10 protein-coding genes and 1 tRNA gene are annotated in these 10,751 nt (G+C 64.3%); 5 read left to right on the top strand and 6 right to left on the bottom strand.

Annotation, left to right across the window (positions count from 1 at the left end):
- A partial coding sequence (locus tag ACLP4W_RS29355) for an SDR family NAD(P)-dependent oxidoreductase (RefSeq protein ID WP_442390994.1) occupies positions 1-399 on the bottom strand: 399 nt, incomplete at its 3' end.
- A gap of 88 nt (positions 400-487) precedes the next feature.
- Here ACLP4W_RS29355 and ACLP4W_RS29350 point away from each other — a divergent pair.
- A complete protein-coding gene (locus ACLP4W_RS29350) occupies positions 488-1,309 on the top strand; it encodes a hypothetical protein (protein WP_442390992.1) in 822 nt (273 codons plus the stop codon).
- A gap of 36 nt (positions 1,310-1,345) precedes the next feature.
- Here ACLP4W_RS29350 and ACLP4W_RS29345 read toward each other — a convergent pair whose 3' ends face one another.
- On the bottom strand, positions 1,346-1,936 hold the full coding sequence (locus ACLP4W_RS29345) for a carboxymuconolactone decarboxylase family protein (protein WP_442390990.1): 591 nt from the start codon (positions 1,934-1,936) through the stop codon (positions 1,346-1,348).
- Between the two features lie 155 nt (positions 1,937-2,091).
- Between ACLP4W_RS29345 and ACLP4W_RS29340 the strand changes: the two genes are divergently transcribed.
- Positions 2,092-3,669, top strand: coding sequence for a long-chain-fatty-acid--CoA ligase (locus ACLP4W_RS29340; RefSeq protein WP_442390988.1), 1,578 nt, complete (start codon positions 2,092-2,094; stop codon positions 3,667-3,669).
- A gap of 8 nt (positions 3,670-3,677) precedes the next feature.
- Positions 3,678-4,478, top strand: coding sequence for an MBL fold metallo-hydrolase (locus tag ACLP4W_RS29335; RefSeq protein ID WP_442390986.1), 801 nt, complete (start codon positions 3,678-3,680; stop codon positions 4,476-4,478).
- Here the strand turns inward: ACLP4W_RS29335 and ACLP4W_RS29330 are convergent, their stop codons facing one another.
- The 3 genes from ACLP4W_RS29330 to ACLP4W_RS29320 form a co-directional block, all read right to left on the bottom strand.
- Positions 4,479-5,318, bottom strand: a complete 840-nt coding sequence (locus ACLP4W_RS29330; protein ID WP_442390984.1) for an enoyl-CoA hydratase/isomerase family protein — start codon at positions 5,316-5,318, stop codon at positions 4,479-4,481.
- Between the two features lie 73 nt (positions 5,319-5,391).
- A complete protein-coding gene (locus ACLP4W_RS29325; protein ID WP_442390982.1) occupies positions 5,392-5,685 on the bottom strand; it encodes a hypothetical protein in 294 nt (97 codons plus the stop codon).
- Between the two features lie 206 nt (positions 5,686-5,891).
- The gene (locus tag ACLP4W_RS29320) at positions 5,892-6,314 is read right to left on the bottom strand and encodes a pyridoxamine 5'-phosphate oxidase family protein (protein WP_442390980.1); all 423 of its coding nucleotides are present in this window, start codon (positions 6,312-6,314) and stop codon (positions 5,892-5,894) included.
- A 736-nt stretch (positions 6,315-7,050) separates the two neighbouring features.
- Between ACLP4W_RS29320 and ACLP4W_RS29315 the strand changes: the two genes are divergently transcribed.
- Complete coding sequence (locus ACLP4W_RS29315; protein ID WP_442390978.1) at positions 7,051-9,255, top strand: PPE family protein; 2,205 nt, start codon at positions 7,051-7,053, stop codon at positions 9,253-9,255.
- Positions 9,256-9,479: 224 nt separating this feature from the next.
- On the opposite strand, the gene ACLP4W_RS29310 is transcribed toward ACLP4W_RS29315, so the two are convergent.
- Positions 9,480-9,578: transfer RNA gene (locus ACLP4W_RS29310), tRNA-Ser, on the bottom strand.
- Positions 9,579-9,755: 177 nt separating this feature from the next.
- Between ACLP4W_RS29310 and ACLP4W_RS29305 the strand changes: the two genes are divergently transcribed.
- Positions 9,756-10,592 (top strand): hypothetical protein, encoded by an 837-nt coding sequence (locus ACLP4W_RS29305; RefSeq protein WP_442390976.1) that lies wholly within the window; start codon positions 9,756-9,758, stop codon positions 10,590-10,592.
- Positions 10,593-10,751 lie beyond the last annotated feature (159 nt).

Below are 10,751 nucleotides of genomic sequence, written 5' to 3'. Positions count from 1 at the left end.
CGTGCCTTCCAGGCCTTCGATGCTGGCGACGGTCACGATCGAGCCGCGCTCACCGTCGACCCGCGGTTGCTCGATCATCCTGGCCAGGGCCGCCTTGGCGACCAGGAACGTGCCGGTGAGGTTGATCGCGATCACCCGGTCCCACTCGCCCCGGCCGAGCAGATGGACCGGGCCGCCCCCGGCAACGCCGGCGGCATGGAAGACGCCGTCGAGGCGGTCGGGAACGGCGGCAATTACCGCCGCGATCGCTGTCTCGTCCGTCACGTCGGCGGGCACGAACCGGAACTCGGGGCCCAGGTCGGGCGGGTCGGCCAGGTCGGCGCCGACGACGGTGCCACCTTCGGCCAGCAAGCGCCGCGCGGTGGCCAGGCCGATGCCCGACGCCGCGCCCGTCACCATGAAAGTCCGGGAACGGGCGCGATCATTGCTCACCACAGCAATGTTGGCATACCGCGCCCCTTGGCATTACCGCAGTCACCGCGAATGCATGCTGACCATCGCCAGTCGTTGGCGGCAAACCCCGTTTGATAGCCGGGATTTATCGGCCCATTTTGGACAGGTGTTGGACACGGCGCGCCGGGCGAGTGATCGTATATCCGCAGGCCGAATTTTTCGAATCGCCCCAGCCAGCACAAGGAGCCAGATCATGACCACATTTTCGGTACGCCCGGCAACGCCGCCGCATACATTCCCACCGCTGCGTGATTCCGGCAGCCCAGCACGGGTCAAACGCGGATTGCAGCTAGTTGCCTTCACCGCCAACGTTGGAGTGGTTTTCCTCATCGCCGCCGTGACTGCCTTGATCGTCTGGCCCAGGGCAGCGCAAGGTGCGGCGGTGACGCTCACTGCGGCCGACCCGGTCGACATCGTGCCGGGCATCGCGGTCACCCCCGCGCCGGGCTGGACTGTCGGAAACCAGGGCCCCGGCTGGGTGGCGCTCCACAACGCCTACTCCAGCGCGGAAATGGAAATCAAGGTCATGCCTGCCAACGGGGCGGATCCCGTCGCCGCGTTGCAGGCCAACATCAATCAGTTGGCCGGTGTGTCGACGACGGGTCTGACCAATGTCAAAAACTTGAGCGCGCCTACTACAAAACCGCTCCAAAGCGGAAACTTTCAGCAGGAAGCCTCCATCGACTACAGCGCTGATGGGACATCAATGATGGGCGCAATTCCGGTCATCGGCTCATTTATCGAGCTGCTGAACACATCGAACCATCAGTCGGCATTCGTCGTCTTCGCGCAAAACGGCGACGCGACCACTCGCGCTGACAGCGAGGGCGGAATGATGGTCGATTCCATGCTCTGACCGTTTGCGAGTGCCCGATTACCAAGGCCGACAGCGTCAGTCGAGGCGTTCCTCGCGTCCAGGCACCGAGGCATCGAACGCGTTGAGCGTGATGGCGACCATCGAGAAGCATCCGACCAGGAAGACGATCTCGGCGAGGCCCTGCTCACCAAACGTCGTGCGGACCGCCTGGTACGTCGTCTCGGGAAGCGGCGCGCCCCTGTTCAGCGCCGCCGCCATGTCGTAGGCGACGCCCTCGTCGTGGCTGAGGTCGCCGGGGCGCTCGCCGGCGACGATCGTCGCGATCTTGTGCTCGGCGAGGCCCGCCCGCCGGGCGAAGTACTCGTGACCGTAGATCTCGTAGCGAGCGCCGAACTTGGCCGCGGTCACCAGGATGACCAGCTGATGAATCGCGGCGGGCAAGACGCCGTGCTCCCAAAGCGACTTGTTGAAGGTCCAGGCGGGCCTGCCGAATTGCGGAAAATGCAGCCAGCCGTTGAACGGGCCGATCAGCGCGCCGTCTCTACGCCGCGCGATGAGTTCACCGAAGTTGTTATCAATCACCTCGACCATGTCGTCGTAGAGGTCCTTTTGATCGGGGCTCAGGCTTTCCGGTGGCAGCAATGGCAGGCGGGTTTTTGATGACATAACCCGATCGTGCGCCGCACCGGGCGGGTATGCCACGACCTGCTTATTACCACTGGTAGGCGGAACCTCTCGCGCGAAAAGGCGGGCCGCCGTGGCGTGCGGGGATGTGACCGCGTATCACAGAGTGGGACAACCTGACATCAGCGGAGGGGTTAATGCGGCCAGCCTCTGAAAGAAGCGCCACGACCGGGACGACGGAAACGCTCGCCGGATTCGTCGAGCACCACGCCCGGCACCGGCCCGACGGCATAGCGATTCGCTACGGCGACCGGCAGTGGTCCTGGACGCAGTGGGCGTCGCGGATTCGTCGCGCCGCCGGTGCGCTGCGAGCCGCCGGCGTGCGGCGTGGCCAGTGCGTGGCCTTCCTGGACAAAAATCACCCGGCCTGCCTTGAAGTCCTTTTCGCAGCCGCGTCGATTGGCGTTGTGACCACCGTCGTCAATTGGCGCATCATCGGCGACGAACTCGCGCACGTGCTCAACGACAGCCGTCCACGTCTGCTTTTCGTCGGCGCCGAGCTGCAACCCACCATCGAGGCGGCCGCCGCGCGGGTCCCAGGTATCGAACGCGTCGTCGTGGTAGGCAGCGAAGAAGATCAGTACGAATCCCTACTTGCCGCAGCATCACCTGTGGAGCCCGACGCGGAGGTCAACGAGAACGAGACCGCGTTGGTGATCTACAGCTCGGGCACCACCGGGAGACCCAAGGGTGTCTTGCTGAGCCAGCGTGCGCTGGCCAATCACGCGGCAAACCTGGCGCCGGCATTCCCCTTCGCCGAAGGCGACGCGAATCTGGTTGCGATGCCCCTGTTTCACGTCGGTGGAATCGGCTACGCGCTGTTTGGCATCCGGGCGGGGGCGCCGACGATCATGACCCGCGAACCCGACGCCGCGGCTCTGATCGGGGCGATGCGAGCCGGCGCGACCCACGCCTTCTTCGTGCCACCCGTGATCGCCAGGTTCCTCGAGGCCGGCGAGACGGCCAGCGCCACCATCTCGGGCTTGCGCTACATCGTGTACGGAGCCGCGCCCATGCCGTTGCCCTTGCTGCACCGGGCGCTCGCGACCTGGCCTGACACGAATTTCGTTCAGGTGTACGGACAAACGGAACTGTGCGGGGCGGTCACCGCGCTCAGCGACGCCGATCACCGCGATTCCACGCGGCCCGACTTGCAGCTGTCGGCCGGAAGGGCCGTGCTGGGCACCGAAATCCGGATCGTTGATCCCGAAACGGGCAACCAGCTGCCAGCCGGAGACCGGGGCGAGATCTGGGTGCGCAGCAACCAGAACATGAGCGGCTACCTGAATCGGCCGGAGGCGACTGCCGACACGATCACCGGCGACGATTGGGTGCGCACCGGCGACGTCGGGCGCCTCGACGCCGACGACTACATCTACATCGAAGACCGGCTGAAAGACATGGTCATCACCGGCGGTGAGAACGTGTACGGGCCGGAGGTGGAAAGCGTGCTCATCGAGCATCCCGCGATCTCCGACGCCGCGATCATCGGGGTCCCCGACGACTACTGGGGTGAATCCGTCAAGGCGATCGTCGTCGCCACCACCGAGACCGATCCCGGCGACATCATCGAGTTCTGCCGCCGGCATCTGGCCGGCTACAAATGCCCGCGGACCGTGGACTTCGTGACCTCGCTGCCCCGCAACGCGAGCGGCAAGATCCTGAAAAGCGCGCTGCGGGAACCCTATTGGCAAGACCGCACCCGCAATGTTTGAGTGATGCCATGAGTGCCGGAGTCGACGCGCAGCGGCGCGAATGCGCGATCAGCGTGCTCGGGGGTCCCACGACGGTCGTCGACATCGCGGGCCGCAGGATCGTGATGGACCCGACCTTCGATCCGCCTGGCGTCCACGCCTACCTGACCAAGCTCACTGGTCCCGCGGTCAGCACCGACGCGCTCGGGCCGGTGGACGCGGTATTGATCAGCCACGACCAGCATCCCGACAATCTCGACGACGACGGCCGCCGGATGGCGCTCGTCGCGCCGCTGATTCTGACCCATCCCGGTGCGGCGGGCCGGTTGGGGCCGCCGGCGGTGGGATTGCCGCCCTGGCAGTCATATGACCTTCCCGGCGGCTCCGGACTCCTTGCCGTGCAAGCCGTTCCGGCGGTGCACGGCCCGGCCGACGGGCAACGCGACGCCAGCGGTCACATCAACTGCGAGGTGACGGGTTTCGTGTTGTCCGGGCCCGGCCTGCCCACCGTCTACCTCAGCGGCGACAACGCCTCGATGAACGCGGTCCAGGATGTCGCCGATCGCGTCGGCGACATCGACATCGCGGTGCTCTTCGCGGGAGCGGCGAGCGTGCCGGCCAAGGAGCGCGGGCGGCCGTTGACGCTGACCGCGGCGCGCGCGGCCGCCGCCGCCGAACTGCTCGGCGCCAAGCTGGTGATACCCGCCCACGTCGACGGCTGGGCCCACTTCAGTGAGGGCGTCGACGAATTCGTCGCGGCGTTCGATGCGGCCGGGATCAGCAACCTGCTGCGGGTCGCAGTCCACGGCGAGTGGATCGATCTGCAGTGATCACAACCGTCCCTCAACGCGCAGGTCCGGATGCACCCAGTCCGGCGAGCGCCGCTCCTTGAACGCGCGGAAACCTTCCCTGGCCTCGGCGTCGCTGAGGCTGCTGGTCATGCCGATTCGGTCATACAAGCCGAGGTAGTTGTCGATGCTCGACTTGATGACGCCACGGGCGCGTGGCGCGGTTCGACAAGCTTGCGCGAGCAGATCTTTCGCCGCGGTGAGCAGGTTCTCGTGGGGCACCACCCTGGTGACCAGACCCCAGTCGAGGGCTTCGGCCGCGCTGAGCACCCGCCCGGTGAACATGAGGTCGCGGGTACGTACCGGCCCGACGAGGCGGACGAGCATCTGGCTGTAATAGGTGTCGGCGTAGCCGCGGAACAACTCGGGCACGCGAAAGGTCGCCCGTTCGCTCACCACGGACAGGTCGCTGCACAACGCGATCTGCATGCCGCCGCCCTGGCACAGCCCATTGACCGCCGAAACGATGGGCTTGGCCGACGTCCGCACCGCGTCGAACGGCGTGACGTCCATGCCCAGCGCGGCGCCGAAGGTGATCCAGTCGTCCTCGCCTCCCCCGCCGCCCATGTCGCCGCCCGGCGCGAAGACGTCGCCGGTTCCGGTGATCAGGAGCCCGGCCAGATCCGGGTCCTCGTTGAGACGGCCTACGGCATAACGGATTCCGAAGTACATCGCGGGAGTCATGGCGTTTCGGGCTTGCGGGCGATCGATCGTGCAGACCCCGATCGAACCCTGGCGCTCAAAAGTCAGGTAGGGGGTGCCCAGCCAATCCCCCTCGGGCGGACGCGGGGTGCTGTGCGGTGTCGGGGGGATCTGCGCCACGGGACTCCTCTCATACCGGCGCAACGTCGCGCCGCAAGGTCGCTACTGTAGCGCTTTCCTACGGCGCGCCCATCTACAGATACTGCAGCGCAGCAGTTCCGGTGACCTCGGTGGCGTCGGCGATCAGATCACCTAGCTTGCGCTGCAGTGTGGCCGTGGATTCTCCGACCGGTTTGTCACAGAATCGGCAGTGCACCTTGAACTGTGGCTGATCGTCTTCGTCCGGCCAGAATCGGCGTGGGCCGACGGCGGCTCCGGGGTCGAACATGACCGACTGGTGCGGGGCCTCCTTGACGATCCTGCCCACGGGATGGGTTTGCGGGCATTCGAGTTTCAGCACGCCGATCCCCTCTTGATTGCCTACCATCGTCCACCGTCCTTACCGGGTCTTCGTCTGCTAGCTGCACCCGTATTGTCGCCCTCGGGCTCCGCGGAGGTATCGCGACCGGGATTTGATGCCAACCGCGAGCCCAGGCTCGCAGAACGTATCGGGAGCCAAGGAGGCGCAGGGGCACAGAGATCGACATGAGGGTGCTAGGACGGGTCGTCGTATGAGCACTTCACTGGGCACTGTCACCACGACGGCCGCTCCGCGCCGAGCCGCCGCCCGGTGACGGTCTGCGGCACAATCTGAAGCCAGACGTTGTGGATGCCGGCTGCCCACGGCTTCGGGAAGTGGCCATCCATCGCTCGCAGCAGCGCGGGAACCCGTTCTGGGTCGACCTCTGCGCCGACGCCTCGCACCAGGATGCTCCATGCCGATTCCCGGTCCTCGTCGACATGGTCGACCTCGAAGGCGAGCATCGGTTGCTGCATCGCCGCTTGTTTCGCGCCACCCTCGACGCGGAAGACGATGTCGTGTCCGGCCATGGCGTAGTTGACGGGCACGGCAAGCGGTCCGAGGTCATCTTGGTACACGAGTCGCCCGACGCGTGCGGCAGCGAGCAGTCGGAAGCATTCGTCGGGCGAGAGGTCTTCGAGCTCGCGTTGCGTCATGACGCGATTGTCGTCGGTGCGCACCGACCGCCACCACGGCCGAAGGTCCCATCTCTGCTCGTAAGCCACGGCCGCTTGAAGCGGTGACAATGGACAGCCATCAGTCATTGAGTACGACCACCCGTGCCGCTCGATCGCATGGCCGGCATGTCCTGGGGAATACGCCCACGGCGCGACGACTCGATTTGCTAGAGGTGTTTGGCACGTAGTTGGCACGGGCTCAAAGAATCGACCGAGAGCGGGCTCTGACCTGCCGAATGTCAGTGGTCCCGGCTGGGATCGAACCAGCGACCTCCCGCGGGTAGCCAATGATCAACTCCTTTGGTGAGCGAAGCCGAGCTCGCCAGATTGCGGTTCCAAATCCGAGTTACTTTGCTGCACATCGGCGATCGACCACGTTCGACGCACAGGTCTGGCGAAATACCAAGGGGATAACCCGCTTTTCGTGTTGGCGGGTGTTGCGCTCCCTGCCCGAGGCCGGCCGTCTCGCAGGCTAATCCGCCGCATTTGGCGGTACAGCGCCCGTGAGTTGGCGTAGGCGCCGGCCAAACGCGTTCACGCGTTCAGGGCGCCTTCGATGGAGTAGGCTCGTCAAAGGGCCGAGTGAATTAGCCAGACGTTCTGCCAAACCCTCGGAAGCATCTGTCCCGGTTTTTTTGGAGTCGGTTGGGCGTCAGGCGAGACGCCTGGCCCCGCGGGACGAATTCGCGTGGCGCCTGGGGGAAAGGACGAGCCGATGAGTTTCTTGATGGCTGCGCCGGAGGTTACGTCGTTACTGATGTTTTCCGGGCCGGGTTCGGCTCCGATGTTGGCGGCTGCGGCGGCTTGGGATGCGTTGGCTGGGGAGTTGGGCTCTGCGGCGGAGTCGTTCTCGTCGGTGACGTCGAACTTGGTGGGCGAGGCCTGGCAGGGGCCGGCGGCGGCGGCGATGACTGCGGCCGCGGTGCCGTATAAGGGGTGGTTGAGTGCGGCGGCGGCTCAGGCGTCGGGGGCGGCCGCAGGCGCCCAAGCCGTGGCGAGTGCTTTTGAGTCGGCGTTGGCGGCGACGGTACATCCGGCGGTCGTGGCGGCCAATCGCTCCGACTTGGTGCAATTGGTGATGTCGAATGTGTTCGGCCAGAACGCTCCGGCAATTGCGGCGATCGAGTCCGAGTACGAGCAGATGTGGGCCGCCGACGTGTCCGCGATGGTGGGCTATCACGGCGGGGCTTCGGCGGTGGCCGCCCAATTGGCGTCGCCGTTGCAAGCATTGCAGAGCCTGGGCATCAACCTGGGTATCGGCAACCTGGGCAACTACAACGTGGGCAGCGGCAACACCGGCAATTACAACCTCGGCAGCGGCAACATCGGCAGCTACAACCTGGGCGGTGGCAACACCGGCAGCGACAACGCGGGTGGCGGCAACGTCGGCTCATTTAACCTCGGTAGCGGCAACGGGAGTGTGGAATTTGGCTCCTCGAACCACACCATCGGCTTCGGTAACATCGGCACTGCCAACATCGGAATTGGCAACAACGGCAACCACAACTTCGGCTTCAGCAATGGAAACCTGGCCACCTCATCCACGCATAACTTCGGTGTCGGCAACGTCGGTAACTACAACGTCGGCTTGGGCAACGACGGCAATAACAACTTCGGTATCGGGAACGTTGGCAGCGGGGACGTCGGCATCGGGCTCAACGGCAGCAACGAGATCGGCATCGGCGGACTGAATTTCAACCCCACCACGATGAATCTAGGCTTCGGTAACAGTGGCAGCTTCAACCTCGGCCTCGCCAACACCGGCAACTTCAACGTCGGTCTTGCCAACACCGGCAACCACGACATTGGTATCGGGCTTACCGGCGACAACCAGATAGGTTTCGGCGGGCTCAATTCCGGCAGCGGCAACGTCGGCCTCTTCAACTCGGGTGCCAACAACTCCGGCTTCTTCAACTCGGGCGGTGGGATTGCCGGGCTCGGCGGCGGCGGCAACGCCGGCCTGTTCAACATTGGCACGGGCAACACGGGATTTTTCAACGCGGGCAGTCTCAACACGGGCTCGTTCAACACCGGCAGCCATGACAGCGGCATGTTCAACGCGGGGAGCACCAGCACGGGCCTACTGAACGCGGGCTCGAACGACACGGGCCTGGGCAACGCGGGCACCGATAACGACGGCGCCTTCAACACCGGCGCCGCCTTCGCCGGTGGCAACCTCGCGGGGGGCGAAAACGTGGGCCTCTTGAACGCCGGCAACGGGAACATGGGGCTCTTCAACGCGGGCAGCGGAAACATGGGCGTGATCAATGCGGGCATCCAGGATGTGGGGGCCTTCAACGCGGGGCTCTCCAACACCGGTCTCTGGAATTCGGGTACTGGCAACACCGGGTTCTGGAACGCAGGCAACACGAACACCGGCATCTGGAACTCGGGCCAGACCAATACTGGGTTGTGGAACGGGGGCAACCTCAACACTGGCTTCGGTGGCGCCGGCACCCCGAGTGGTGCCGTGAGTTCCGGCTTCGCGAACTCGGGCACCGGCGACTCGGGTTTCTACAACTCGGGAGATCACAGCTCCGGATTTTTGAACGGCAGCGGCGCTGACGACTCGGGCGTCCTGAACTCCGGCAGTGGTGAAAGCCACATTGGCTTCCTCAACTCGGGGAGTGGCAGCACGCAGATTGGTTTCATGAATTCCGGTAGCGGCGGCGCCGAAGTAGGCGTGTTGAACTCGAACAACGGCGGTGAGTTCAACGTCGGCTATGGCAACTTTGGAAGCGGTTCCTTCGACACCGGTTTCGTAAACGGGGGCACCCAGGACACGGGCTGGGACAACGTGGGCAGCGGCAATGCGGGTATCGCTAACTCCGGCTCCAGCAGCTCCGGCATTGGAAACGCGGGCACTAATGACTCGGGCGGGTTTAACCAAAGCAACAACCGGTCAGGTTTCTTCGGCTGACCCCGCGACGTGTAGCCGCCGGCGACACCCTGATGGCCGCGCGGTGAAAGTCGTTGACCAAGTTCGTCGTATGTTGTCACTCAGAAGAACTCGACCAAGTCGCCACCAACCTCGACCGATTCCACACAACCGAAACGGTCAATACGAGTATCACCGGACAAGAACCGGACAAAACGAACCAACCATAGAGTGCAGAAAACCGTGTTCATGCAGTCCAGAGACGGTGGTCCCGGCTGGGATCGAACCAGCGACCTTCCGCGTGTGAAGCGGAGGCGAAGTCAGAAGCCAGACGTTCATGCTGGTCAAGCTGGACGAACTGGACCAATCTTGGGGGTTCAGAACACGCGATACGAGCGGCGCGGCGGATGCGGAGCGGATGAAATTGAAGCCCTGATCCGTGGGCACGAGCGGCCGGCATGACCAGACATGATGGAAAACCTTGCGTGATGTAGCCGCAGCAATTCCCGGATCTGCTCCCAGGAGACCGTCGAATCACGTTAGTGGCGTTTTCGTGCCGCATCGTCGTCACCGAGCTAGGATTGACCCTCGCCGTCGTCTACCACAAGCAGTTGCCTGTGTTGATCAAAATCTTCGAGCACATCTGCAACGCGCACCGGTACCTCCAGGTCCGTGACCCACAACTGCGCGCAAAACTCACTCCGCGTTACGGATTCGGCTGTAAACGACCTTCCTTCTCCAACGAGTATCACCGCGCCTTCCGCCGCGACAACGTCGACCTGGTCACCGACAGCATCGCCGAAATTACTGCAAACGGTATCCGCACCGTCGACGGCACCCATCGCGAGATCGACACTCTTGTGCTGGCAACGGGATTCAAGGTCTTCGACGTGCCCTATCGGATTCACGGCCTCGACGGAATCGAAATCCAGGAGCTGTGGGACAAAGAACGTTCGCAGTCGTATCAGGGCATCACCTTGCCGCAGTTCCCGAACTTGTTCCTTTCGCCCGGACCGTACGGCGTGACGGGCTACTCGTGGTTCTCCAACATCGACCTCAACGCCACCCACGCCGTGCGCATCATCAAAGCAGCCCAACAACGCGGTGCCACCCGCACGGCAATCAAGCCGACGGTCTACCGCAAGACGCTCAACCGATTCCAGAACGCGGTGAGCCACACAGTGTTTCCCAGCGCCGGCTGCGCCGGCGCCAACACCTACTACATCGACAAGAATGGTGACGCGCCGTTCCTGCGTCCCACAACCGGCCTTGAGGCGTGGTTTTCACACCACTACGTTGACACCGACGACTACGCATACACGACGCGGACCGACCACCCTGCGACGGCCGAAACGTCTCTCGCCCAAGCCGATGCGTGATGCACAAAATATGGAGCGCCTGCGATCGGCCAGGGGCACTCGGCTTTCACGTCTGCCCAATTCGGCCGGAGTGTGTACCGCGCGATCGCGGCCGGGATTCGCCGCGCTCGAAATCGTCAGGCGAAGCGGTAGGTCAGGTGACACCGTTTCGTGCGCGTC

Origin of the sequence: Mycobacterium sp. (assembly GCF_052145595.1) — a bacterium.
Classification (GTDB): domain Bacteria; phylum Actinomycetota; class Actinomycetes; order Mycobacteriales; family Mycobacteriaceae; genus Mycobacterium.
Note: the sequence above shows the minus strand (reverse complement) of the source record. Positions and strands in the feature narration are given on the sequence as shown.

Coding starts and splice junctions, on each gene's coding strand:
- ACLP4W_RS29335 (WP_442390986.1), top strand. CDS start 3,678: ATGAGTGCCGGAGTCGACGCGCAGCGGCGCGAATGCGCGATCAGCGTG.
- ACLP4W_RS29325 (WP_442390982.1), bottom strand. CDS start 5,685: ATGGTAGGCAATCAAGAGGGGATCGGCGTGCTGAAACTCGAATGCCCG.
- ACLP4W_RS29315 (WP_442390978.1), top strand. CDS start 7,051: ATGAGTTTCTTGATGGCTGCGCCGGAGGTTACGTCGTTACTGATGTTT.
- ACLP4W_RS29340 (WP_442390988.1), top strand. CDS start 2,092: ATGCGGCCAGCCTCTGAAAGAAGCGCCACGACCGGGACGACGGAAACG.
- ACLP4W_RS29345 (WP_442390990.1), bottom strand. CDS start 1,936: ATGTCATCAAAAACCCGCCTGCCATTGCTGCCACCGGAAAGCCTGAGC.
- ACLP4W_RS29350 (WP_442390992.1), top strand. CDS start 488: ATGCTGACCATCGCCAGTCGTTGGCGGCAAACCCCGTTTGATAGCCGG.
- ACLP4W_RS29320 (WP_442390980.1), bottom strand. CDS start 6,314: ATGACGCAACGCGAGCTCGAAGACCTCTCGCCCGACGAATGCTTCCGA.